Here is a 22,265-nt window from a genome sequence, read left to right as displayed (position 1 = left end):
CGGCAGGCGTAGGCCGCCGCGCAACGGTTGCACTCGGTTATCCTATTGTTGGCCGACCTGTTTGAAGAGTTCGTCGAAGGCCTTCTTGGCCTTGCCAGGCTGGTTGACCGACTCTGCGGCCTTCAGGTTGCTGCTTGGGTCGCCGACCACGACAAGGGCCACCATGCCCATGCCATAGTGGGGATTGCACTTGATACCGTAAACGCCAGGCCTCGTGAACGTGACGGAGACATCCTTGTTCATCTCGCCTTTGAACGGCTGGGCACCGTCCGGCAGCATGCCTGGAATGGATTCGACATCGTGGCCCTTGTCCTTGGCCACGAAATGAACGGTGTCGCCGGGCGCTAGCTTGAGAAAGGACGGCTCGAGCTGAAACATCCCGTGCTTACCCATGTTCATCATGTTGACTTCAACCTCGGCGGCATGGGTGGCGCCAGCGGTTATCAGAGTGGCTGCCGCAATCGACAGCGCCAGTTTCATCGAACGCATTTTCTTCCGTGTCCTGTTTGTCTGGGATGAGATCGGTGATGATCGATCCCCGTCGTCTATTAGACGAGGCTGGCTGGCGTACTTTGCGCTAGCTCAAATTCGCAGCCGGTTGCCGGCCGAAAATACGCGGGCTTGTCCGGCGGTTTGGATTTTGTTGCTCCAGCGCAAAGACCCGGATCGGAGTATCGGCGATCCGTGAACAGCCACCGACAAGGTTGCCCCCGCGCGGCGGCTTTGACGCCGCACGAATCGCTCTGAGTTTCAGGGCGTCACGTCGACTATGAAGGAGCTTCGTAATGAACACCCAAATTCCTGGTCCAGAACTTTGGGAGCGCACAGTCGGCGATATAGCTGCCAAGCTGCCCGGCGCCACTGCGGTTTTCAGAATGTTCAAGATCGATTTCTGTTGCAACGGCGATCTCACCCTCGACAGCGCCGCTCACCGCCAGGGAGTCGATCCCAAGGAACTTGAGCAGGAGCTGGCGGCGCTGGGCGTTCCCAATGCCGCTGCCACCGCCCCTGCCGAAATGAGCAATGAGGTTCTGATCGACCATATTCAGGCCTGCTATCATGAAGCTCACCGGCGTGCCTTGCCGGAGCTTATAGTGCTGTCGCGAAAGGTTGAGGCAGTGCATCGCGAACATCCGAAGGTGCCCGCCGGACTCTCGGAGGCGTTGCGACAAATACAATGCGAGCTGGAGCCGCATATGGCCAAGGAAGAGGCCATCCTGTTTCCGGCGATGCTGCAATGGACTGAGGGCAAGTATGATATTCCTATTTCGGAGCTGCGGCACGAGCACGACCAACAGGGCATTTCGCTTCGATTGCTTGAAAGCCTGACCGACAACTTCACCACGCCCGAGGGGGCTTGCCGCTCGTGGCAAGCGCTTTACGCGGGTGTCGCCCAACTCGCCGAGGACCTGATCGACCACATCCATTTGGAGAACAACGTCCTTTTCCCCCGCTTTGCTGCGGCGGAACGCCGAGCCTGACGCCGGCGGCGACGGCGAACGCCGCGCGCAATTGGATCGCCCGGCAGGATCTCGTCTTGAACCTGTCGCCGGCGGCCGTCGGAACGACGCGGCATGGACAGAGGCTCCAGGCAAGCCCAGCGTGATAGCGGAATTGCCGCTCGCAATGCTGCCGATCGATTCCGTAACCACGCTCGCGTTGAGAGCTATTTGCCGGCGCGGTGCAGTTGGCGCGGCAAGGCCATTTCCCCGAAGTCGATAGTCGAGCGCCGCAGGATGCGCCCCGTCGAGTCGACATGGAGGCGGGCACGGCGATTGGCGTGGAAAAAGGTCAATCGGTATCGACCCTCGTCGGTGCCGACCCCTCGTTCGCACAACGAGGTAATCTTCCCGTTTCTCAACAGCGAAGGAACTTCCGTAGGCTCAAGGCACAGCAGTGCTCCAAGCAGCGCGGCATCGACAACTATGTCGCCTGCGCTAATCTCGATTTGCCTGCGGCGGTCCGGCAATTCATGGCTCTCCAAGTTAAATGCCTCGACCCGCTCTCAGGTCACCAGTCATCGCTAGCTGCAATGCCGAGGTGCTCCTTCGCTGCCGCGGTCATATTCTGTGGCGACCAGGGCGGTTCATAGGCCACTGTGACGTCGACGAACTCGACGCCCGGAACACTCCACGCCGCGTCGCGGGCGCCCTCTTTCAGGTAATCGGTGGCTGGGCAGCCGCGCGTCGTCGTGGTCATCACGATGTTGACGACACCGCCGTCATTGACCAGGACGGCGTAGACGAGCCCTAGATCGACGATGTTGTAGCCGAGCTCCGGATCGATCACGAGGCGAAGCGCCTTAGTGACCTTCTCGTCGTTCAGCTGCGATTCCATTTCGACCTCCATGTCCTGTCCTCTGTCGCGTCGCCGCCTGCGTAAGCTCTTCGCTCGCGACACTCGATTCACGCCGCCTTCTAGGCGCACGTCTGCGCGACGGCCGGGGACGGACATGTCGGCGGTTTTGCGAGATGCTTCTTTGATGAAACGCAAACAAATGCGTTGAGAGAGCCAGTATGGTGGCAACCAAACCGAGGCAAGATCGTCCCCATGTCCCGCCTGACATCCGAACCAACGACGTCTATCCGGTCGATGGACGAGCTTCTCTCCGTCGCGCTGGCGATGGAGAAGGAGTCCGCCGACAGATATGCGGATTTGGCCCAGCGTATGCGCGTTGCCGGACGGCAGGAGTTGGCCGAAGTATTCGATCGTCTCGTACGTGAGGAGACCGGGCATATCGACATGGTCGTGGGCTGGTCACGGCAGGTCACCGGTAAACTGCCCGAAGTTCCGCCGGCCGAGGCCGTGCCGCAGGACATTTTCGATGAGGAAGGCATCCGGCTAGCCTCGCCCGAATTGGTGGACGCCTATCGCTCCCTGGCCATCGCCGTTCGCAACGAGGAGCGCGCGTTCGCCTTGTGGACCTATGTCGCCGCCCATGGGGTTTCTCCACAAATCCGGGCAGCAGCGGAACGGATGGCAGGTGAAGAACTAGAGCACGCGAAGACGCTGCGGCGCGAGCGCCGGAAAGCCTTTTTCAAGGAGCGGCGCCTGGAGCCGACAGTCCGGGAGCCCTATGATCTGTCCAGCCTGGAATTGGAGGTCTGCGCGCGCCTTGAGGAACATGCCAACTTTAAGGGCAACAGGAACGAATACCGGGATCTCGCTCTCGAGGCCCGTAAGCTTTCGCTCGATCTCGCATCCGATCCCCTTCAGGCTCGAGCGCTTATCGGACCGCCGTCGCCGCGATCCTTGGACGCGCTTTGCGAGTGGCTAGCCGACTACTACATCGACGCGGGCGAACACCTGCCTTTGCAGGCCGCTCGCGACAGGGCCCAGGCGCTCGCCACCATCGCTGTCAAGCGCCTTGCCATGGTCCGCCATCTCGTGCCGAGCTAGGCGGGCATCCAACCGGGCATGAAACAGTGCCGTTCTAAGAGCGATCGACAACCAAGGTAAAGGAAAGGCACCTCGCTACGGCGCAGCTCGCCCTCTTAACTGATCGAAAGCGAAACTGGATTTCGGAGGACGCTGCGCGGAAAACGTCGCGAAATGAAGCGCTGCGGCAAAAGGCGCACAACGTGAAATAGTGCATCGGGAGAGAATGCTCATATAAGTGAGATACCGCACAGCGGGGAAATGACATGAGTCGTCTCGACCGCTCACTGATCGCCGATTTGCCGTCATTCCAGGGGCTGAACCCTGCGGAACTCGACCGCATGATCGGTCAAGCGCGGGCGATGCGCATTCCAAAGGAACAGCCGGTCTTTTAACAGGAGCTGGAGGCGCTGGCCTTTTTCCTGTTGCTGGATGGCCGTGTGCGTGTGGTCAAGGCTACGCCGGACGGCGAGGAAGTCATCGTACGGTATATCAGTCCTGGAGAATTGATGGGCATCGCCAGCGCGCTTGGGCTCACCGCCTATCCGGCCAGCGCCGTCGCGGTCACCGACTGCGTGGTGCTGGCCTGGCCAAGCAGCCTCTGGTCGGAATTCGCCTCCTCCTATCCGAGCTTCGGCGCCAACGCGTATAAGACCATCGGCGGCCGCCTGCAGGATGCCCATGCGCGCGTGATCCAGATGTCGACTGAGCAGGTCGACCGGCGAGTGGTTCATGCCCTGCTCAAGCTGGTGAAACAGACGGGCAGGAAAACGGAGGAGGGGTTTCTGATAGACTTTCCGCTCTCCCGTCAGGACATCGCCGAGATGACGGGAACTAGGTTGCACACGGTCAGCCGCCTTCTGTCTGCCTGGGAAGAAAAGGGGCTGGTCATAAGCGGCCGCCAAAAGGTGACCGTCGTAGAACCCCACCGCCTGCTCATGCTTGCCGAAGGCCGGGCGCAGAAGACAGGAGGCTGAACATGCTGGACAGAGCGCAGCTCTTAAGTCGCCGCGCAATCCACGCGGCGTGCCCCCTGCTTTGGAACTATTAAAGTTGCTAAAGACGACAGCTTGGCTATGTCGACCAAGCATTCACCGGCCTCTGGCGCCGTTGCGAACGTTGGTCTTTTGAACAGGCTCGGAACTGCCGGTCGATCTGCAATAGGCTCAACCCCGTCGGATCACGACCCGGTAGTGCCCTTCTGGCGCGAATGCTCCGCGCCAGAGATGGCCACGCGCCTGAAGCTCTTCGAAGAGGAAGACCGGCTCGCGCGGCAACAGTGCCGCCAGTGTCTGGCCAGGCGACAGCGCCTCCACGCCTTCGAGCGTCCGCACCATCGGCTCAGGTGGTTCGAGTTCGCGATTATCCAGCTCCACGACCGGTTCAGGCCAGGTCTCGGCGTCAGCTTTCTGGCCGGGCGCGGAGTCCGCTTCCGCAGCCGCAGAATCCTGCCGTCCGACAATCGGCCTGAAGATCACTTCCCAATCACCATTGCCGATCTCGCGCGCCAAGGGCTCGAACCCTCGCTGGGTCAGAACATGAAACAGCGGAACCGGCTTGAAGGGCGCAAGCAGGCGCAGGCCTTGCCCCGGAGCGAGCGCAGCCACCGCCTCCATGATGGCGCCGAAGGGTTCGCCGCCTTGCGCCAGGATCGGACGGACGTCGAGTTCGTAGTCGGATTGGGTCATTGCAGCCTCCGTCTGTTGATTTAATGCGGCTTGGGCAGGAAAAGGCGCGGCAGCATGGCGCCTTCGGACGAACGCTGGGCGTAGGGCACATTCTTGAGGCGACGGGCCAGAACGAGTTCAGTCACGATGGCCAGCGTGGCGAGCAGCGTCCCGCCGGCGGCGATACGAAACAGTTCGGGCTTCTCGGCAAGCAGTGCGGCCGTGCCAGCCGTCACGCCAAGAAAGTAGAGTACAAACCAGACCCGGTCACGCGGCTCTGCGACGAGGTCCTGTACGCGCGGGGTTGGTTTCTTGCCCATCACGGGGCCGTAGCATTCCAACCAGGTCAGGAACGGCACGATCTTGTAGAGTTGCGAGAGGCCAAGACCGCTAAGCCAGCCGAATGCGACGAGATAGAGCAGCGCGCCAGCATGCTGCTCCAGCGTCCCGCTGGCCAGCAAGGCAAGCAGCAGGGCAGCCGACAAGGCGAGCGCCAGAAAGGCTCCTTTCGCCGCGCTGCTGTTCAGTTCGACCGTGCGCCGCTTGCGGTGGCGGTAGAAGAAGACCAGATCGACGCCGTAGAAGACGAGCGATGCGCCGCCGAGCAGAACGGCCAGCATCCGGGCCGATAGCGCCACGCCAGGAACTCCTAGCAGGCCTGCAAAAGGCATAGCGAAGGCGATGAGCAGCAAACCGACCGCGCCAGTCCACCACACCGCGAAACTGCTCCGACGCTCCTTGTCCGGCGACAGCATGAACATGGGCAGGAGCCGGTAAGAGACGCCGATCGCAGTAAAGCTCAGCCACCCGCCAAGCCCGACCGCGATGTGAATGGGAAGTGCATGCGTTCGAAAGTCGACCTCGGCCAGTGCTGGAAGGTAGCCGGAGAGCAGCAGCGCGAACAGCGCGCCGAGGATGGCGGTAGCGAGCACGCTCGGCAGGGCCACCGCGACGAAACGCGCGGGTAGTGGAAGACGAGCGCCCCAGAGCGTGCGGCCGAGCACGCCTGCCACCAATGCAAAGCCGGCTGGCAGCAGCGCGCCAGCGATCGCAAGCAACGGGACTCGCGTCTCGAACACGCCCGAAAGCTCCAGGAAGCCGCCAAGAAGACATCCAAGGCCGGTCAAAAGGCAGAACAGCGCAGGCAGCACCAGCCGCTCGCCGCACAGCGGCCTGGCGATCAGCACCGGCACGAACTGGAACAGGGCACCGCACATCAGCAAACTGAGCCAACCGATCGTCACCATATGCACGACGACCAGCGTTTCGGGCGCCTCCGCCACCACCGAAGGGAAACCGTAGCCGGCGACCATTAGCGTCTGAGCCCCGACAAAAAAAGAGCAGCGCTGCTGTGAAATAGGACATCGTCCAGCGCGACAGCGCCGAGTGCATCATGATTTCCTCCATGAAGCGTCGCCGACGTTCGAGATCGGCACTAAAAAACATCCGAGTGTCATGGTTGTCGGCGCTCCAGCGAAAGGTAGCCAAGCGTTGAGGATCAGGCGCATCGGTCTGCCAGTTCAGCACAATGCCGTAACATTCTGACCAGCCGTGATTTCAGTTCTTTGTCCAAACGCAAGCTGTTTGGCGAAGACGAGACGTCTCGAGTTCAAGAGAATGTCACCATCCACTGAGAAGATCCGCGTCTGTTCGCTACCCACCCAGCCCGGACGCCACGCAATATCGGCATGAACGACAAACTTGTTGTCGCCCTCCAGCCTGGAGGTGCCCGAATATCCCATCATGCTGCCGAACAGTTCAGCCTCATCAGACTTGGTCTGAGGCATTTCTCGGTCGGCTGACGTGATGATCGTCATCATGCGGCGATCGGGATTGGAACGCGCGTCTTCGTGGCCAGCGCCTCGCCGCCATCGGCCACGTAAGGGTCGGTGAGCCAGATGCGAATGCCGGCCTCATCCGCGACGGCCGCGACCGCATCCGGCGCAAGGACCGTGCCCGGATCGACAAAACCCGTATACCCACATTTCAGGTAGTCGAGAGCCGCCAAAAGAGCGCTTGCGTGCTCATCCTCAGGCGTCAGCTCGCCCTTCCAGTGCCCTGTTTGGTTTTGGAGCGCTGCCGGCGACGCAAGTGCGCCAGATGGGTGACGCCGTCACGCTTGTAGACGTAAGGGAGGACGGCGAGTGGACGTCTGGGCATAAAGGCGGCGCCATCCATATTCCTTAGGCAGGCTTCGTGACGAGATAGACCGCATTCTATCCGGCAACCCCTCGTGTTTTATTGCCACGCCGGCGACCGGTTATCACAAGCGATTGCCATAGCCATGGCTGCAGGACCGGCGCGCGACACCCATTTGGGCGGCGGCATCGGCGCCTGGCGTGCGCATGGCTTTCCTCTGGCAAGCTGATACCTGACACCGTTTTCACAACGGAGGTTTAGCTGCGGCGTCTCACGGCGCTTCCAAGTGCTCAATTCCTTCGGAGACCTGCTCGCGAACCGCGCGCAGTTCGTACCAGAGGGCATTCAGGATGCCGACCGTAGCGGCCAGTCCGAGGCCGAGAATCCAGGCGAAGTACCACATCGTTACAATCTCCAGTCTCTGTTTCAATAAGCCGATGAACCGGCGCCGCGCACGGAAGCTTCGCTGACTTTGCCCCAAAGCACACTGTAGACCCACGCCGTATAGACAAGGATGAGCGGCAGGAAGATGACGGCCGCAATCAGCATGTTGCGCAACGTTTCGCGGCTTGAGGATGCGTCGAACACCGCAAGCGAATGGCCCGGATTGGTGCTCGACGGCAGGATGATCGGGAACATAGCCAGACCCACAGTCGCGATGATGCAGAAAATGCCGATCTTCGACGCAATGAAGGTCAGGCCTTCGCGATGCGCGCGGAAGCCAACGGCGGCGATCAGCGGTGCTGCGATGCCCAGCACGGGCACCAGGCACAGTGCCGGCGTGGCGTAGAAGTTGCGAAGCCACCCGCTCGCATTTGCGATCACGGTCTTGCCCAGCGGGTTGGACGGGCCATCCCAGATGATAGCGCTCGTGACCTCATAGCCGCCGAGCAACCCGAGCCAGACAAGCACGCCACCGCCGGCAAACAAGATGGGAGTGGCCAGCGCAGCCCTGCCCCCGATGATGCGGGCGCGGTCGGCCACCGGGCCTTCCGCCTTAAAGGCTAGCCATGCAGCGCCGTGCGTCACCAGCATGGACAGTGAAACCAGGCCGCAATAGAGCGCCATCGGGTTGAGAAGGCCGAACAGGGTGCCCTCGTAGATCGGTCGAAGGTCAGTGTTGAAGTGGAACGGCACGCCTCGTAGCGCATTGCCCACCGCCACACCGAAGATGAGCGCCGGTACGGCGCCGCCAATGAACAGCGCCCAGTCCCAGTTCGAACGCCAGCGCGGGTCTTCCCGCTTGGAGCGATACTTGAAGGCGACCGGCCGCAAAATCATCGCGAACAGCACCACGAACATGGCGAGGTAGAAGCCGGAGAAGCTCAACGCGTAGAGCGCCGGCCACGCAGCGAAGATGGCACCGCCGCCAAGCACGAACCAGACCTGATTGCCTTCCCAGACCGGTCCGATAGTGTTGATGGCAACCCGCCGCTCGATGTCCGTCTTTGCGACGAAGGGCAGAAGCGCCCCGACGCCCATGTCGAACCCGTCCGTCACCGCGAAGCCGATCAAAAGGACGCCGAGCAGCACCCACCACACAATCCGCAGTGTTTCGTAGTTGAAGAGAAAATCGATCATCGTCATTGTTCCTTGCAGATCCCGGGTTTACTGGGCGGCCGCCAGATGGACACGTTTGCTTTCGCCGACAGGTGGCGCGGCATTGGCGCTGACGGCCGGACCCTTCGCTATTGCCTGCAACATCAGTCTCACCTCGATCACTGCCAGGACGCCATAGACGACAGTGAACCCAAGGATGGTGATCAGAAGGTCAGGGATGCCAAGATCGGAGGTCGCCAGGAAGGTCGGCAGCGTACCCTCGATGATCCATGGCTGCCGGCCGAATTCGGCGACGAACCAACCTACTTCAGCGGCAATCCATGGCAGCGGCATCGCGATCAGCGCCATGCGGAACAGCCAGCGCGGTGCGGGCGTCTCGCGCATTGTGTGCCACAGCGAAATCGCGAACACCGCGAGCAGCACGAAAGCGCACAGCACCATCAGCCGGAAGGTGAAAAAGATCGCCGGCACTTCGGGAACGGTCGACCACGCCGCCTGCTTGATCTGATCGTCGTTTGCCAGGCGCGGATCCTCGATGGTCCGCTTCAGCAGCAGGGCGTAGCCAAGATCCTTGCTTGTCGCATCGAAGCTTGCGCGTGCCGCAACGTCGCCATGGTTGATCTTGAGCTTTTCGAGCGCATCGTATGCGGTCAGCCCGTTGCGAATGCGTCCCTCGGCCTTCTGGACGAGTTCGAAGATGCCGGGGATTTGCTTGTCGATGGAGCGCGTGCCGATAAGGCCCATGACCCAGGGGATATGCACGGCGAAATGGGTCGTGCGATCGCTCATGCTGGGGATCCCGAACGCGGTGAAGGAAGCGGGTGCCGGTTCGGTCTCCCACATCGCCTCCATTGCCGCGAGCTTCATCTTCTGATTGTCGGTGATGGCGTAGCCGCTCTCATCACCGAGTACGATAACCGACAGCGAGGAAGCCATGCCGAACGCCGCAGCGATGACGAAGGAGCGCTTGGCAAGATCGATGTGCCGCCCGCGCAGCATATAAAACGCCGAGACGCCGAGCACGAAGATGGCGCCGCAGACATAGCCCGCCGAAACAGTGTGGACGAACTTCGCCTGTGCGACGGGGTTGAAGAGGACAGACGTGAAGTCCGTCACTTCCATGCGCATTGTATCCGGGTTGAAGGCCGAACCGACGGGATTCTGCATCCAGCCGTTGGCGATCAGAATCCACAGCGCCGACAAGTTGGTGCCCAGCGCGACAAGCCAGGTAACGGCGAGGTGCGCGCGCGCCGAGAGCTTTTCCCAGCCGAAGAAGAACAGGCCGACAAAGGTCGCCTCGAGAAAGAACGCCATCAGGCCTTCGATCGCGAGGGGCGCTCCAAACACGTCACCGACATAGTGCGAGTAATAGGCCCAGTTCATGCCGAATTCGAATTCCATGGTGAGGCCGGTGGCGACGCCAAGCGCGAAATTGATGCCGAACAGCACACCCCAGAACTTGACCATTTCGCGCCAGATCGTGCGGCCCGTCATGACGTAGACCGTCTCCATCATCGCAAGCATGATGGAGAGGCCGAGCGTGAGCGGAACAAACAGGAAGTGATACATGGCCGTCAGCGCGAATTGCAGCCGCGACAGTTCCACAAGCAATGGGCTGGTCATTGGAGAGCTCCGCAATAGTGTTCGCTTCGATAGCGTGTTCCGCGGCTGCGCCTTTGATGTGGGTCAATTCGCTGAAAGCCCCGGCATGGGATTAACCTTTCATGCTCAGAGCCGCCTTGAACCGCCATGACAACCAACCAACGGGTCCAAAGCCGCCGAGGGCGCCTGGCCAGAACGCCATTTCTGGGTCAAACGCCCCCGGCAGGACACTTTGTCAGGCGCACAGCTTGGCTTCCCCCAGCTTGCGTGCCGCTTTGGTGTTGCAGATAGTCCGTATGGGATTGCGGCTTGCCTTCATTGGGCTAGCGGCAATGTTCGTGGGCCGCATGATCTCGGGGAATGCAAGCTGGCTGCTCCTTGGCGCGGCGCTGGTCAACCTGAGCCTCGGCTCCGTCGTAGGCCTTGTGGCCGACCGAGCCATCGCCAATACCGAGCTGAAGGTCGCCGACGGCCTGCTTAAGTCCGTGCGTCGCGCCCTCGCCGCGACTCTTCCCGGCGACATCCAGGCGATGCCGCTCGGAACATTGATCGCCGGACTGCAGCGCTATCCGCAAGCCGTGGCCGGTCTGGCAGTCGGGCATCGCCTCGCGTCGATCATGCTGGGGCTGGGGCCTCTGCTGGCCGCAATCGCGATCGTCGCCGTCTCGTGGGAGGCGGCACTTGCGCTCATCGTGCTGACGCCGGTGATGATCGTCTTCTTCGTCCTCATCGGCAGTGCGATCCGCAGCGGCGCCGAGGCGCAGGAGAAAGCCTTCGGCCGTCTCGCCGCCCAGTTCGCCGATCGCATCCGCACCTTGCCGACAATCCTGGGAAACCATGCGCTGGCACAAGAAAGGCAGAAGCTCTCGGCGCGGCTGGACACCTATACGTCGGGGACGATGAGCGTGCTCAGGATAGCCTTTCTCAACGCCGGCATCATCGACTTCTTCTCATCACTGTCGATCGCGATCCTCGCGGTGTTTCTCGGCCTCGGACATCTCAAGCTTATAAGCACCCCGGCTTTGCCGGCCTTCAGCTCTGGCAAAGCCTGTCCATCCTGATGATCGCGCCGGAGTATTTCGCCCCGTTTCGCCGGTACGCCGAGCAGTATCACGCCAAGGCCGAGGGCCTTGCCGCCGCAACCGCGCTCGACACACTCGTTTTGGCCGATCGTCCGCAATCCCCCGCTTTCGAAGCGGCTATCTTGACCCGGGACCTGGTCGGTGTCGCATCACTCCTGCCCCGGGTCGGGCTTGTGGCCATCACCGGACCGAGCGGATCGGGCAAGTCCACACTGCTGCGCCATCTTGCCGGGATCGGGTCTATGCCTCCCATAGAACCGAGCCTTGACACCCGGTGGGGCATCGCATGGTGCTCCACCGACATCTATGTGCCGCAAGGCACGCTTGGCGATGCCATCAGTTGGGGAAACGATCCCTGTTGCCGGACAAGACTGCTGCTCGCGGCGGGAAATGTCGGCCTTCTCGACGATGTTCTTTTGCCAGGCGGGCTTGATGCGCTGATCCACGCCGGCGGTGAAAACCTTTCGGGCGGGCAAAGGGTGCGCATCGGTCTCGCGCGCGCGCTGATCTCGGACCGCGTCATTTTCGCCGATGAGCCGACCGCTAAGCTTGATCCCGCCAACGCCGCGGAGGTGCGCCGCGCGCTGGCGGATGCCGCATGCGGCCGGCTCGTGCTGGCGGCCACGCATGACAGGAGCCTGGCAATGCTTGCCAGCACAGCGATCGACCTTGGTGCGGACAACCAGCATACACGGGATCGAGCCGCATGAACGCGAACGGTTTCCCGACCGTGACCGAGCACGCCCGGAGCGGGGCGCGGTGGCTTCCCGCCTTCGTTCTGGCGTTCGCCGCTCTTGCGGGCGGAATCCTGCTCACCGGCGTGTCCGTGTGGTTTCTCGGCGCGGTCGCGCTGGTGGGCCTGACGCCTGCCGCATTGACGTTCAACTTCCATGTGCCGGCCGCATTCATACGTCTGTTCGCCTTGACCCGGACGGCGGCCAAATACGGCGAGCGCGTTGTCGGACACCGGGCGGCTCTCACGGATCAGGTCGTGCGCCGCGCGACGCTTTTCGCGGCGATGGCGGCGGCCCCCTCCGTGCGCAAGGCCGGCTGGCAACTTGGCAATCAAGACCGCCTCGCCGACTATCTCGACGATGTTGAGGACGTTGATTATGCACGCCTGCGCGTCAGGCTGCCGTCGGCAACGCTTGGCGTCGCCATTCTATTGCTTGTCGCGGCCACACTGTGGATGACGCCGTTAGCAATCGTACCGATCCTGCTCCTTATCACGGCAAACATGGTCGGGGCGCGTTTCCTGGCAGAGCAAACGAGCTCGGATCTGGTGGCCATGCGCCAAAGCAGGCAAGAGGCCTCCCGCTCGCTTGGCGCTGCTATACAAGCCGTGGTGCCGTTGCAGGGCGAACGCCGCTGGGGGCCAATACTTGATGTGCCGTTCGATAGCTACGCCATGGCCCAGGCGCGCGTGTTGCTGCTTCGCCAGAGGCAGGCCTTGTTCGACACTTTGGCCAACTGTCTGGCGCCATGCGCCATGCTCAGCGTCCTGGTGTCCGCATGGTTGTCGGGCCTGCGCGGCGAGGCCCTGCTGATGCCCGCCCTGCTGGCCTTCGCCTGGCTGGCGGTCGGCGAATCCGTGCTGGGTGCATCGAAGATCGTCGTCGCCTTCGCGCGCGAGAATACAGCCCGGGCGACCTTGGCCAAATGGAATACGCCGGACGGCCTGTCGCGCAAGCATGTCCCGGAGCGCATCGCGTCTTTGACGCTGGACAGACTGCCACGCCACGCCCCGGATGGCCGGCTGATCGGAAGACCGATCAGCGCGACGTTCAAGGTCGGCCGGCCAACAGTTCTGCATGGTGCCAGTGGCTGCGGCAAGACCTCCATGTTGAAGCAGGTTGCTGGCTGGATCGAGGCCGATGATGGATGTGTCCTGGGCGACGGTATCGGGCTCGGCGCCGACGCGCGCTGCGCGATGAGTTGCTTCTGCCCCCACGACGCGACGATTCTTGCCGACACAGTGCGCGAGAACCTGTTTGCCCCGCATACCAGCGACGATGAGCTGTGGAGCGCGTTGATCACTGTGGAACTTCAGGACCGGATCAGCGCGGCGGGCGGCCTGGACGGCTGGATCACACAGGATGTGCTTTCGCTCGGCGAGGCACAAAGATTGAACCTCGCCCGTGCATGGCTTTCCGATATGCCCATAGTACTCCTGGACGAACCGACCGAGCATCTCCCGGCCGAACAAGGCAAGCGCATTCTCGACGCCCTGCTACACCGGTTGCAGGAGCGGATCGTAATCCTCTCCAGTCATGAAGAGCTGACACCGAAAGGGTCCGCGGCGGTTCGACTGCAATGATCGCGATTAGGCGCCTGGTCTGAAAGGCTAGGTGATAAAATTCGCTGTGCTAGGTGTGAGGTCCCGAAATGAGGTGGTGCGGATTAATTTTGAAGGTTGACGGGTCCTTTATCCATGCGTCTCAGATCAACTGATAGGGTGTTTTCCATCTCAGGGCCTTGAGGTGCTTGGCGAAATTGTAGGCGGTTACGAAGAAGCCAGGACGTGGCCCTGATTCCTAATTTAACCAGAAGACGACGGGCGTCAGCGCTTATTTTTTACCCTCGTCCAGATGCGGCGAGCGAGCGTTGATCTGCGTCAAGGCATCCGCATCAACCCGGCTATGTCTGGCCATGCTCGGCGATCGAAATCCGCCCGGCTCTTCGAGCTCGTTTGATGCTGATCAAGGATGGCCGGTTTGCTTGGTGCTTCGATACGAGCCCTCGATAGGTTGAGCGTGCACTGGCAACGCGGGCGCGACGACCCGCGCCAAACGCGGAACTCGCGAAGCAATGGACCAGTGGAGACACCTGTCGAGCGGGCCCGCTGACCTCCGACTCTGACGCCCTGCGGCGAAGAGCGGCGGCGGCGGCGCTTGCCGATCAACTTGCCCGATGGAGAGAGCCATGGCTGAAGCCACTACCAAACTGCCCGTGAAATCCGAAAAGAATGTCCCCACCGCCAGGTCGGAAAGGTGGACGGGGTCGTTCGAAAGCCTGCGCCGCGAAGTCGACCGGCTCTTCGACGACTTCCATCCCTTCGATTTCCGTCTGCCCTCGACGCGTTCGCTTTTCGGCCGCGAACTGCCTGAGCTGCGTAGCGTTGCCTGGCCCGTCGCGCCGGCCATGGATCTGGTCGAGAAGGTCAACGGGTTCGAGATAACCGCCGAACTGCCGGGCATCGACGAGAAGAACGTCGAAATCAAGCTCGTCAACCGCATGCTGACGATCAAGGGCGAGAAAAACGAAGAGAAGGAGGAAAAGGAGAAGGACTACTATCTCTCGGAACGCCGCTATGGCTCGTTCCAGCGCTCGTTCCAGCTGCCCGAAGGGGTCGACCCCGACAAGATCGACGCCAGCTTCGCCAAGGGCGTGCTGACCGTGAAGATGCCCAAGACCGCCGAGGCTCAGAAGGCCGAAAAGAAGATTACCGTCAAAGCAGCATAGCGGTGCGAAGGATCACTTGCTCAGTGCGCCCGGCGGTGCACTGGGGAAGAAACCGCTTCTGCCCAGCGGGCTTCGCTTACGCTGCTGGATCGTCCGCCTGAGAGGGAGCAATAGGCTTGTGGTCTGCTTCCGCCTGGCGTTCTGCAATCTCGAGCTTCTCCTTCTCACGCGCCAGCAAATCCTGAATCATCCGTCGCGTTTCTGGATCGGCTTCCCCGGAGAGCAAATCTTCGAAATGGGCGATGTTGGCCCGCGCGATGAACCGGTCCACCACAAGTCCCTCAATTCTCGACAAGACGCATTGCCTGGAGACTATACCTAATAGCTTTCAGTGTCCCAGCCATTCTCGAAGCATCACAACGCCAGGCGGCTCAACCATGAACCACGCATCAAATTGACCTAACGCAATGCGCACGGGTCTGAATGGCGGAGAAAGGAAACACACAGGGGATCGCAACCATGACACACTCCGTTTCACACACGTCGATCACACACGCGGCCGAGCAGGCGCAGCAATGGGTGAACGAACTCGCCAAGGATTTGGACTGGAACGAGCAAAGCGCATTCCGCTTGTTGAAGGCGGTCCTGCATACCTTGCGCGACTGGCTATCGCCGGAGGAACTGGCCGATCTGTCGGCCCAGTTGCCAACGCTGATCAGAGGCGTCTATTTCGAAGGCTGGAACCCGGCCGAACCTGCCTGGGAACGCAAGAAGCGCGACTTCGTGATCTGCGTCCGAAACGGCTTTGGCTACGAGCCGGAGATCGATGTCGATAAGGCCATCGGAGCGGTGTTCAGGCTCCTCGACCGCCACATCTCTCACGGCGAGATCGCCCAGGTCCGCAACTCGATGAAGAAGTCGCTGCGCCGACTCTGGCCGGAGGATTGACCGTGTTTCGCGATCGCCAGGAGGCCGGACAAAAGCTCGGAGCTTCGCTGGAACTGCTTCAGTTGAGGGATCCGATCGTCTTGGCCCTGCCGCGCGGTGGCGTTCCCGTCGCCGCCGAGGTTGCCAAGGCCCTCAAAGCGCCTTTGGATTTGGTCATCGTTCGAAAAGTCGGGGCCCCGGGCAATCCGGAACTGGCCGTTGCAGCCATCGTGGATGGTGACCCACCGGACGTCGTTCTCAATCGGGAGATCGTGGAAGCCTACGCTCTCGGTGACAGCGCTCTTCGTGTTCTGATCGCGCAGGAACGCCCCGAATTGGAGCGGCGCCGAACGGCATATCGTGGGAAAGAACTACCATTATCAGTCGCCAGCAAAACCGTTGTTATTGTCGATGATGGGGCAGCGACGGGAACGACGATGAAGGTGGCCATTCGCGCCTTGAAGCGTCGTTTGCCGCGAAAGATCATTGTCGCTTTGCCCGTAGCGCCGCCGGAGGTCGTCGACGAACTTGCGCAGGAAGCCGATTTGACCATCTGTCTCAATCAGCCCGCCCGTTTCCGGGCGCTCAGCTATTACTATGGCAGCTTCCCGCAGCTCACGGACAGCGAGGTCCTCGACATTATGGCCCTCGCTTCTCAGGCGCGAGAAGGCGGTCGGAACGTCGGCCAAGGAAGGCGCTCCGGCGCGCATACCGCCAGCAAATCGCGGCACGAAGCTGGTAGCTAGGAGTTCACTGATGCAGATCCGCACCCTTTCCACTCTGGAATGCACGAAGTTCTTGACGGCCAATCGCGTCGGCCACTTGGCCTGTGCGAAGGACGGGCAGCCCTATATAATGCCGTTCTACTATGCCCATGCAGACAACCATCTTTATGCCTTTTCCATGTTGGGCAAGAAGATCGACTGGATGCGCTCCAATTCACTCGTGTGCGTGCAGGTCGACGAACACAGCGCTGGTCGAGGTTGGAGAAGCGTCATCGTCAACGGCCGTTTTGAGGAACTTCCCGATCGGATCGGACACAAGGTGCAGCTTGATCACGCATGGTCGCTTTTAAGCAGACACACGGACTGGTGGGAACCGGGCGCATTGAAGCCTACCACGTCCTCGGTTGCCGACCATTTGCCACACGTGTTCTTCAGGATTTCGATCGCGGAATTGTCGGGCCGCGAGGCCCTAGACAGCTGAACTTGTCACGCTCTGGCGGAAGCTGAGTCAGGCCGACCGCTGATCGAAGCCGCTGGTTGCATCCCGCGGTCCCAGCGAGGGTATTCATCATGGACTCGGTTATAGTCCGACTTGGTGTCGCCCTGGCGATAGGGTTGCTCGTTGGCTTGGAGCGCGGGTGGCAAGAACGCGAAGCTCCCGATGGCAGCCGCACGGCCGGCATCCGCACATTCGGCATTGCAGGGCTTCTTGGTGGCGTTGTTGCGGCATTGGCCGAAGCGCTGAGCGCGATTTCCGTGCTGGTCGCCGGCTTTCTCGTCTTCGCTGGCATTTTCGCTTGGTACAAGGCACGCGAAGCCGCGCATGATGAGGATTTCAGCGTTACGACCGTTCTCGCCGGCCTGGCTGTCTTTGCGCTTGGCGCGCTCTGCGTGGCCGGCGACTTTCGTGTTGCAGCCGCTGGCGGCGCAGCATTGGCCGCACTTCTAGCGAGTCGCGAAGTCTTGCACCGCCTCTTGAAGCGCCTGACCTGGATCGAGCTTCGCTCGGCGCTGGTCCTGGCGGTGATGACGGCCATAGTTTTGCCCCTGCTGCCCAACCGTACGTTCGATCCCTGGGGCGGCTTCAACCCGTGGGAAGTCTGGCTTCTGACGGTTCTGATGGCCTCGATTTCGTTCGCCGGTTACGTCGCGGTCCGCGCCTTGGGCAGCAGGCGCGGTTTGCTTGTCAGCGCAGCGGCCGGCGCGGTGGTCTCGTCCACTGCGGTCACTTTGTCGCTGGCTCGCACAGCCAAGGCAACGAACAATCCTTTGTCCTTCGCGGGTGCGGCTTCGCTGGCGGCGATGGTTTCGATCCTGCGTGTCTGCTTCGTGGTTCTGCTACTGGCGCCGAGCGTGGCAGTGCCCATCGCGGCACCGGCGCTCTCTGCCGCGCTGGCATTCGCCATCTGCGGAGCAATTGCTTTGGTCCTTAGCCGCCAGAAGCACGACGGCCCTGCAGAATCGCGCAATCCATTCGAACTGGTGCCGTTGCTGATCTTTGCGTTGCTGTTCGCATTTGCCTCGACGGCCAGTGCCGCACTGGCTTCGCAATTCGAAGAGCGGGGCCTGCTGGCGAGTTCTGCGATCACGGGTGCGTTCGATGTCGACGCTTCAGTGCTCAGCGCCCTGCGGCTGGTCAAGCATTCGATCTCGATCGAAACGGTAGCACGCGCCGTGCTGACCGCGCTGACGGCCAACGCGATCGGGCGCCTGACACTGGCCGCATTTGCGGGTCCGGTCAGTTTCTGGTTGCCTCTGGCCGGCATGACTTCGATCGCAGCGGCCGCCGGCTACTTTGCCTTACAGCTGCTCTAGGACCTGCGGCTCGCTTAAGGTTTCGAGACAAAAAAGTCGGAATTGGCCGGCATCGGCGAATGCGGTGGCCACCGCAGCCATCGCAAGCAAATATTCGATCAAGCTACTCAAAGCAACGCGAGAATGCAGCCTGAAGCAGGAGGCCATGCAACCCTTGGTATATCTCACTCTGGCATTGATCCTGCTTTCGAGTTAGGAAGCGTGTCGCCTAAATCAGCGCTTCAATACCACCTCGTCAAATCGCGTGAACCTTATGGTCGAAAAGGTGAGTGTGTTTGTCCGATGACAAAGATAATCCACCTGAACTAGTCGCAAGTCATTGCTCTGGATGCCAAGTCAGAGCTTCGTGTACTCCGACTCCAGCGCCAGCCATTAGGCTCGCCTTCGAGGCTTTGTGGTACACCGCAGATCCGATGGTTGTGTGCGTCAAGTTCTGCAAAATTGGGGCGGCCACGATGCTGGTCATGCGGCTTGGCGCAGCGCGAGCTTCTTGTGCTCGCGCAGGTCGTCCATGTTGATGTAGCGGTTGGCCTCCATCCAGTTTTCGTTGGTTTCGACGGCCAATGCCCTGACCAGGCGCAGGCAGCTTTCGGCATTGGGGAAGATGCGCACGACATAGGTGCGGCGCCTGATCTCCTCGTTGAGCCGTTCGAGCATGTTGGTGGACTTCAGGTGCTTGTGGTGCTGGCGCGGCAGCCGGAAGAAGGTCAGCGTCTGTTCTATGGCTTCTTCCGCCCAGCTGGTCAGCCGCGGGTAGCGGGCGGACCATTTGGACAGCCATGCGGCGAGATCGGCCCTTGCCTCGGCGAGATCGCGCCGGTCGTAGAGCCATCTGAGCTCCTGCAGACAATCGTCGCCATGCTTCCTCGGCAGGTGATCGAGCGCGTTCCTGAGGAAGTGGACGTAGCAGCGTTGCCATGCCGCTTCCGGGATCACCTCACCGATCGCCGCCACGAGGCCGGCATGGTCGTCGGAGACGACCAGCTCGACACCCTTGAGGCCGCGCGCCTTCAGCGAGACGAGAAAGTCTTTCCAGGCCGAACGGCTCTCGCGATTGGCCATCTCCACAGCCAGGATCTGGCGCCTTCCGTCCCAGTCGATGCCGACAGCGATCAGCACCGCCTGGCTCATGACGACGCCGGCTTCACGCACCTTCTCATAGCGCGCGTCGAGGATGAGGTAAGGGAACGGCTCTTGAAGGGGGCGCCTGGCAAAGGCAGCGAGGCTCTCGTCCAGCCGCTTGTTGATGGCCGAGATCGACGAGGCCGAAAACGCATGACCGCACAGCTCCTCGGTGATCGCCTTCACCTTCCTGGTCGACACACCCTGCACATACATCTCGGCCAGCGTCGCCACCAAGGCTCGCTCCGAACGCTGGTAGCGCTCGAACAATTCGGTCGAGAAGCGCCCCGAGCGGTCCTGCGGAACCCGCAGCTCAAGCTTGCCGACACGCGTGACAAGGGTGCGGCCATAGTAGCCCGAGCGGTAGCCCAGCCGCTCCGGCGTGCGTTCGCTTTTCGAAGCACCAAGCGCCTCGTCCATCTCGGCCTCGAGCACCTCCTGCATCACCGCGCGGATCACTTCGTGCAGTCCATCCGGGTTCGAAAGCAGAATGTCTTTGACGGCAGCGCTGGCGGTCTTACTTTCAATCTTGGTCATGGTGGCGTTCCTTCGCGGGAATCGGTGACGTGAACAATCACCAGCCTGCCATGACCGCCCCCTCTCAGCGAATTTGCAGAACTCTCAGCACACTACCGATCCGATCTGCGCAAACTCTGGTTCTGCCTACGGCCTGTCCAACAATCCTCGGGTTTCGGCCGCATGGTCGTGACCTTTCACCGGCGGCGCAGTTCGGCACATTGGAGCGGGCGTGTTGCGCGGGGACTACAAGGTCACATTGTGGGGCATCGCGACTATCGTCATGGTTGCAGCCGGGACGACCTTCGGAGTTAGCGCTGGGTAGCAAGCATTCTATTCACGGCTGCTTGGCGACCATTCGTTGCAGATCTCAGCCGACCAGGTCGGCGTTTGTTCGCGGAACTTCGGCACCAAAAAAGCCAGCAAGCGGGTGGATTTTTCAGGGGCCGCTACACCTCCTACCGGGGTGGTGACGCTACCTATTCGCCGAGCACTCGGCGCCTTTCCTCGAAGTCTTCCTTATCGATCTCGCCGCGCGCAAATCGCTCCCTGAGAATATCAAGCGGTGTGCGGCTGGCGAGCGAGTGATGCGGTGACACCGGCCCTGACCACGGTCCACTCAGCCCGCGGACGAGAGAGACCGCGGCTACTATCAGCACCGCGAGGAAGAGGATCATGAACAGCGGACCGAAAATCATGGCGTACCAACCTCCGCCCCACCACATCATATGGGGTCCCCATTCGTACCTTCCGATGTCGGACGGCGCCTGCGCCCATGCCGTGTAGGGTATAAGGGCCAGAATGGCGCTCGCTGCCACTACGGACTTCATCAAAGCCTTCTGCATTGGCTTGCTCCATCTTGAATGGATACCATTCTACGCCGTTGATCGGGTCCCACTTTGCGCGAGATCAACCGCATTCGCGGCGTGCTCCCTCGTGCAGCGCAACGGCCTTCCCATGGTGCGGTCGATCTCGATGGACAGTGCCGCCGCAGGTTCGCTACGCTAGCGCGATCAATGCCGACACGGCGAAGGGGCATGGAACAGTTCAAGGAAACCACCCCCGTCCGCCTGAGGACAATCCCCGCGGGAATCTGGGCGCTGGGCTTCGTCTCACTGCTGATGGACGTCTCGTCGGAGATGATCCATGCCTTGCTGCCGATCTATCTCGTCACCGTCATGGGCGCATCGATGGTGACGGTCGGCACCATCGAAGGCATTGCCGAGGCGACGGCCGCCATCACCAAGGTTTTTTCGGGCGCGCTGTCGGATTGGCTGGGAAAACGCAAGCTGCTGGCGGTCATCGGTTACGGCCTCGCCGCTCTCACCAAGCCGGTATTCCCGCTTGCTTCTTCGATCGGCTGGCTTGTGGCGGCTCGCTTTGTCGACCGTGTCGGCAAGGGCATTCGCGACGCTCCGCGCGATGCCCTGATCGCAGACATCGCTCCTGCTCACGCGCGCGGCGCCAGTTTCGGACTTCGCCAAGCGCTCGACACGGTCGGCGCGTTTGTCGGGCCGCTCCTGGCGATCGGCCTCATGTGGCTGACCGCCAATCAGTTCCGGACCGTGTTCTGGGCCGCGGTCGTTCCCGGCCTCCTGGCGGTCGCGCTGCTGGTCGCAGCCGTCCGCGAGCCTGCGCGGCCCGCCGACCTGCGTGAAGTGCGTGCTCCCTTGAGCTTGCCCGAGCTCAGGCGCCTGGGTTCGCCCTTCTGGCTGGTCGTCTGCGTCGCCACCGTGTTCACATTGGCCAGGTTCAGCGAAGCGTTTCTCATACTGCGCGCGCAGGTCATGGGCTTGCCGATCGTGCTCGTCCCGCTGGTGCTCGTGGTCATGAACGTGGTCTACTCGCTCGCCGCCTATCCGGCCGGCGTGCTCTCGGATCGCGTCAATCGCCTGACGATGCTTATTCTCGGCTTCCTGATCTTGATTGCCGCGGACATCGTGCTGGCGTTTCCCGGAAACCTCGCCGGCGTCGCGCTCGGCGTGGCTCTCTGGGGTCTGCATTTGGGGTTCACGCAAGGGCTTCTGGCAACGCTGGTCGCCGATACCGCCCCGCTGGAGCTGAGGGGCACCGCCTTCGGGATGTTCAATCTGTCGGGCGGGCTCGCGCTGTTGGCCGCCAGCCTGCTGGCGGGCACGCTCTGGGATCTTTTCGGACCGCGAATGACCTTCCTGGCAGGGGCGGGCTTCACGGCGCTGGCGCTCCTTGGCCTTGCCCTGGTCCGTTGGCTGATGCCGCGCAACGGGAAGGTGGAAGACGGCGCAGTGTCCGGTCAGCCCTGAGCCGGGCAGCCATCTTGCCGCACGGCAGGTCTGGTTGATGCGGGTCGA

At 61.6% G+C, this 22,265-nt stretch carries 23 protein-coding genes and 3 pseudogenes; 12 read left to right on the top strand and 14 right to left on the bottom strand.

Translation table 11 applies throughout. From position 1 onward, the window contains the following. Nucleotides 1-42: 42 nt before the first annotated feature. A complete protein-coding gene (locus ACVDG8_RS27110) occupies nucleotides 43-480 on the bottom strand; it encodes a pseudoazurin (RefSeq protein WP_447251174.1) in 438 nt (145 codons plus the stop codon). A gap of 305 nt (nucleotides 481-785) precedes the next feature. Here ACVDG8_RS27110 and ric point away from each other — a divergent pair, with 305 nt between their 5' ends. Next, the gene (ric, locus tag ACVDG8_RS27105; RefSeq protein ID WP_447251173.1) at nucleotides 786-1,481 is read left to right on the top strand and encodes an iron-sulfur cluster repair di-iron protein; all 696 of its coding nucleotides are present in this window, start codon (nucleotides 786-788) and stop codon (nucleotides 1,479-1,481) included. Between the two features lie 185 nt (nucleotides 1,482-1,666). On the opposite strand, the gene ACVDG8_RS27100 is transcribed toward ric, so the two are convergent. Together ACVDG8_RS27100 and ACVDG8_RS27095 are read right to left on the bottom strand one after the other, a co-directional pair. Next, nucleotides 1,667-1,969: a DUF6522 family protein gene (locus ACVDG8_RS27100; protein ID WP_447251172.1), complete on the bottom strand. Its 303-nt coding sequence runs from the start codon at nucleotides 1,967-1,969 to the stop codon at nucleotides 1,667-1,669. A gap of 41 nt (nucleotides 1,970-2,010) precedes the next feature. Further along, a complete protein-coding gene (locus tag ACVDG8_RS27095) occupies nucleotides 2,011-2,337 on the bottom strand; it encodes a metal-sulfur cluster assembly factor (RefSeq protein WP_455707290.1) in 327 nt (108 codons plus the stop codon). A 255-nt stretch (nucleotides 2,338-2,592) separates the two neighbouring features. On the opposite strand from ACVDG8_RS27095, the gene ACVDG8_RS27090 reads away from it, so the two are divergent. Together ACVDG8_RS27090 and ACVDG8_RS27085 are read left to right on the top strand one after the other, a co-directional pair. Next, complete coding sequence (locus ACVDG8_RS27090; protein WP_455707289.1) at nucleotides 2,593-3,399, top strand: ferritin family protein; 807 nt, start codon at nucleotides 2,593-2,595, stop codon at nucleotides 3,397-3,399. Between the two features lie 245 nt (nucleotides 3,400-3,644). Continuing rightward, nucleotides 3,645-4,355 (top strand): annotated as a pseudogene (locus ACVDG8_RS27085) (Crp/Fnr family transcriptional regulator). 189 nt (nucleotides 4,356-4,544) lie between these two features. On the opposite strand, the gene ACVDG8_RS27080 reads toward ACVDG8_RS27085, so the two are convergent. From ACVDG8_RS27080 to ACVDG8_RS27050, 7 genes and pseudogenes are all read right to left on the bottom strand, one after another. Continuing rightward, entirely contained in the window at nucleotides 4,545-5,066 is a 522-nt protein-coding gene (locus tag ACVDG8_RS27080; RefSeq protein WP_447251170.1) for a DUF2249 domain-containing protein, read from the bottom strand. A 20-nt stretch (nucleotides 5,067-5,086) separates the two neighbouring features. Continuing rightward, a pseudogene (locus ACVDG8_RS27075) lies at nucleotides 5,087-6,440 on the bottom strand (hypothetical protein). A gap of 125 nt (nucleotides 6,441-6,565) precedes the next feature. Then, entirely contained in the window at nucleotides 6,566-6,865 is a 300-nt protein-coding gene (locus ACVDG8_RS27070) for a lipocalin-like domain-containing protein (RefSeq protein ID WP_447251168.1), read from the bottom strand. Continuing rightward, nucleotides 6,862-7,053, bottom strand: a complete 192-nt coding sequence (locus ACVDG8_RS27065; RefSeq protein ID WP_447251167.1) for a hypothetical protein — start codon at nucleotides 7,051-7,053, stop codon at nucleotides 6,862-6,864. Before ACVDG8_RS27065 ends, ACVDG8_RS27070 begins: the two co-directional genes overlap by 4 nt. 402 nt (nucleotides 7,054-7,455) lie before the next feature. Next, nucleotides 7,456-7,587 carry a cytochrome bd-I oxidase subunit CydX gene (gene cydX, locus ACVDG8_RS27060; protein ID WP_447251166.1) on the bottom strand — a complete coding sequence of 44 codons (132 nt, stop codon included), beginning with the start codon at nucleotides 7,585-7,587 and terminating at the stop codon, nucleotides 7,456-7,458. 23 nt (nucleotides 7,588-7,610) lie between these two features. Next, nucleotides 7,611-8,765 (bottom strand): cytochrome d ubiquinol oxidase subunit II, encoded by a 1,155-nt coding sequence (cydB, locus tag ACVDG8_RS27055; RefSeq protein WP_447251165.1) that lies wholly within the window; start codon nucleotides 8,763-8,765, stop codon nucleotides 7,611-7,613. 27 nt (nucleotides 8,766-8,792) lie between these two features. Next, the gene (locus ACVDG8_RS27050) at nucleotides 8,793-10,367 is read right to left on the bottom strand and encodes a cytochrome ubiquinol oxidase subunit I (RefSeq protein ID WP_447251164.1); all 1,575 of its coding nucleotides are present in this window, start codon (nucleotides 10,365-10,367) and stop codon (nucleotides 8,793-8,795) included. A 227-nt stretch (nucleotides 10,368-10,594) separates the two neighbouring features. Here ACVDG8_RS27050 and ACVDG8_RS27045 point away from each other — a divergent pair, with 227 nt between their 5' ends. Genes ACVDG8_RS27045 through ACVDG8_RS27035 form a run of 3 tightly spaced genes read left to right on the top strand, consistent with a single transcriptional unit; the run spans nucleotide 10,595 to nucleotide 13,745 of the window. Next, on the top strand, nucleotides 10,595-11,407 hold the full coding sequence (locus ACVDG8_RS27045; RefSeq protein WP_455707288.1) for an ABC transporter transmembrane domain-containing protein: 813 nt from the start codon (nucleotides 10,595-10,597) through the stop codon (nucleotides 11,405-11,407). Continuing rightward, nucleotides 11,407-12,138, top strand: a complete 732-nt coding sequence (locus tag ACVDG8_RS27040) for a hypothetical protein (protein ID WP_455707287.1) — start codon at nucleotides 11,407-11,409, stop codon at nucleotides 12,136-12,138. The genes ACVDG8_RS27045 and ACVDG8_RS27040 overlap by 1 nt, the downstream gene beginning before the upstream one ends. After that, nucleotides 12,135-13,745 (top strand): ATP-binding cassette domain-containing protein, encoded by a 1,611-nt coding sequence (locus ACVDG8_RS27035; RefSeq protein ID WP_447251162.1) that lies wholly within the window; start codon nucleotides 12,135-12,137, stop codon nucleotides 13,743-13,745. The genes ACVDG8_RS27040 and ACVDG8_RS27035 overlap by 4 nt, the downstream gene beginning before the upstream one ends. A gap of 49 nt (nucleotides 13,746-13,794) precedes the next feature. On the opposite strand, the pseudogene ACVDG8_RS27030 reads toward ACVDG8_RS27035, so the two are convergent. Further along, nucleotides 13,795-13,938 (bottom strand): annotated as a pseudogene (locus ACVDG8_RS27030) (IS481 family transposase); the annotation flags it as partial. Nucleotides 13,939-14,350: 412 nt separating this feature from the next. On the opposite strand from ACVDG8_RS27030, the gene ACVDG8_RS27025 reads away from it, so the two are divergent. Then, the gene (locus tag ACVDG8_RS27025; protein WP_447251161.1) at nucleotides 14,351-14,890 is read left to right on the top strand and encodes an Hsp20/alpha crystallin family protein; all 540 of its coding nucleotides are present in this window, start codon (nucleotides 14,351-14,353) and stop codon (nucleotides 14,888-14,890) included. 76 nt (nucleotides 14,891-14,966) lie between these two features. Here ACVDG8_RS27025 and ACVDG8_RS27020 read toward each other — a convergent pair whose 3' ends face one another. Further along, nucleotides 14,967-15,161, bottom strand: a complete 195-nt coding sequence (locus tag ACVDG8_RS27020) for a hypothetical protein (RefSeq protein ID WP_447251160.1) — start codon at nucleotides 15,159-15,161, stop codon at nucleotides 14,967-14,969. Between the two features lie 152 nt (nucleotides 15,162-15,313). On the opposite strand from ACVDG8_RS27020, the gene ACVDG8_RS27015 reads away from it, so the two are divergent. From ACVDG8_RS27015 to ACVDG8_RS27000, 4 genes are all read left to right on the top strand, one after another. Further along, nucleotides 15,314-15,778 carry a DUF2267 domain-containing protein gene (locus ACVDG8_RS27015; protein WP_455707286.1) on the top strand — a complete coding sequence of 155 codons (465 nt, stop codon included), beginning with the start codon at nucleotides 15,314-15,316 and terminating at the stop codon, nucleotides 15,776-15,778. 2 nt (nucleotides 15,779-15,780) lie between these two features. Further along, nucleotides 15,781-16,503 carry a phosphoribosyltransferase gene (locus ACVDG8_RS27010; protein ID WP_447251158.1) on the top strand — a complete coding sequence of 241 codons (723 nt, stop codon included), beginning with the start codon at nucleotides 15,781-15,783 and terminating at the stop codon, nucleotides 16,501-16,503. A 10-nt stretch (nucleotides 16,504-16,513) separates the two neighbouring features. Further along, on the top strand, nucleotides 16,514-16,963 hold the full coding sequence (locus ACVDG8_RS27005; RefSeq protein WP_447251157.1) for a pyridoxamine 5'-phosphate oxidase family protein: 450 nt from the start codon (nucleotides 16,514-16,516) through the stop codon (nucleotides 16,961-16,963). 89 nt (nucleotides 16,964-17,052) lie between these two features. Beyond that, on the top strand, nucleotides 17,053-18,297 hold the full coding sequence (locus tag ACVDG8_RS27000) for an MgtC/SapB family protein (RefSeq protein ID WP_447251156.1): 1,245 nt from the start codon (nucleotides 17,053-17,055) through the stop codon (nucleotides 18,295-18,297). 462 nt (nucleotides 18,298-18,759) lie between these two features. Here the strand turns inward: ACVDG8_RS27000 and ACVDG8_RS26995 are convergent, their stop codons facing one another. Together ACVDG8_RS26995 and ACVDG8_RS26990 are read right to left on the bottom strand one after the other, a co-directional pair. Further along, nucleotides 18,760-19,956, bottom strand: coding sequence for an IS256 family transposase (locus ACVDG8_RS26995; protein ID WP_447251155.1), 1,197 nt, complete (start codon nucleotides 19,954-19,956; stop codon nucleotides 18,760-18,762). A 458-nt stretch (nucleotides 19,957-20,414) separates the two neighbouring features. Next, a complete protein-coding gene (locus tag ACVDG8_RS26990; RefSeq protein ID WP_447251154.1) occupies nucleotides 20,415-20,780 on the bottom strand; it encodes an SHOCT domain-containing protein in 366 nt (121 codons plus the stop codon). A 192-nt stretch (nucleotides 20,781-20,972) separates the two neighbouring features. Here ACVDG8_RS26990 and ACVDG8_RS26985 point away from each other — a divergent pair, with 192 nt between their 5' ends. After that, on the top strand, nucleotides 20,973-22,217 hold the full coding sequence (locus ACVDG8_RS26985; RefSeq protein ID WP_447251153.1) for an MFS transporter: 1,245 nt from the start codon (nucleotides 20,973-20,975) through the stop codon (nucleotides 22,215-22,217). The last annotated feature ends 48 nt before the right edge of the window (nucleotides 22,218-22,265 follow it).

It is taken from the genome of Mesorhizobium sp. ORM8.1 (assembly GCF_053005525.2).
Note: the sequence above shows the minus strand (reverse complement) of the source record. Positions and strands in the feature narration are given on the sequence as shown.

Bases quoted from the DNA above. Each gene is read 5' to 3' on its own strand.
- ACVDG8_RS27110 (WP_447251174.1), bottom strand. From the start codon at position 480: ATGAAACTGGCGCTGTCGATTGCGGCAGCCACTCTGATAACCGCTGGC.
- ric (WP_447251173.1), top strand. From the start codon at position 786: ATGAACACCCAAATTCCTGGTCCAGAACTTTGGGAGCGCACAGTCGGC.
- ACVDG8_RS27095 (WP_455707290.1), bottom strand. From the start codon at position 2,337: ATGGAATCGCAGCTGAACGACGAGAAGGTCACTAAGGCGCTTCGCCTC.
- ACVDG8_RS27090 (WP_455707289.1), top strand. From the start codon at position 2,593: ATGGACGAGCTTCTCTCCGTCGCGCTGGCGATGGAGAAGGAGTCCGCC.
- ACVDG8_RS27080 (WP_447251170.1), bottom strand. From the start codon at position 5,066: ATGACCCAATCCGACTACGAACTCGACGTCCGTCCGATCCTGGCGCAA.
- ACVDG8_RS27070 (WP_447251168.1), bottom strand. From the start codon at position 6,865: ATGATGACGATCATCACGTCAGCCGACCGAGAAATGCCTCAGACCAAG.
- cydX (WP_447251166.1), bottom strand. From the start codon at position 7,587: ATGTGGTACTTCGCCTGGATTCTCGGCCTCGGACTGGCCGCTACGGTC.
- cydB (WP_447251165.1), bottom strand. From the start codon at position 8,765: ATGATCGATTTTCTCTTCAACTACGAAACACTGCGGATTGTGTGGTGG.
- ACVDG8_RS27050 (WP_447251164.1), bottom strand. From the start codon at position 10,367: ATGACCAGCCCATTGCTTGTGGAACTGTCGCGGCTGCAATTCGCGCTG.
- ACVDG8_RS27040 (WP_455707287.1), top strand. From the start codon at position 11,407: ATGATCGCGCCGGAGTATTTCGCCCCGTTTCGCCGGTACGCCGAGCAG.
- ACVDG8_RS27035 (WP_447251162.1), top strand. From the start codon at position 12,135: ATGAACGCGAACGGTTTCCCGACCGTGACCGAGCACGCCCGGAGCGGG.
- ACVDG8_RS27025 (WP_447251161.1), top strand. From the start codon at position 14,351: ATGGCTGAAGCCACTACCAAACTGCCCGTGAAATCCGAAAAGAATGTC.
- ACVDG8_RS27015 (WP_455707286.1), top strand. From the start codon at position 15,314: ATGGCGGAGAAAGGAAACACACAGGGGATCGCAACCATGACACACTCC.
- ACVDG8_RS27005 (WP_447251157.1), top strand. From the start codon at position 16,514: ATGCAGATCCGCACCCTTTCCACTCTGGAATGCACGAAGTTCTTGACG.
- ACVDG8_RS27000 (WP_447251156.1), top strand. From the start codon at position 17,053: ATGGACTCGGTTATAGTCCGACTTGGTGTCGCCCTGGCGATAGGGTTG.
- ACVDG8_RS26995 (WP_447251155.1), bottom strand. From the start codon at position 19,956: ATGACCAAGATTGAAAGTAAGACCGCCAGCGCTGCCGTCAAAGACATT.
- ACVDG8_RS26990 (WP_447251154.1), bottom strand. From the start codon at position 20,780: ATGCAGAAGGCTTTGATGAAGTCCGTAGTGGCAGCGAGCGCCATTCTG.
- ACVDG8_RS26985 (WP_447251153.1), top strand. From the start codon at position 20,973: ATGGAACAGTTCAAGGAAACCACCCCCGTCCGCCTGAGGACAATCCCC.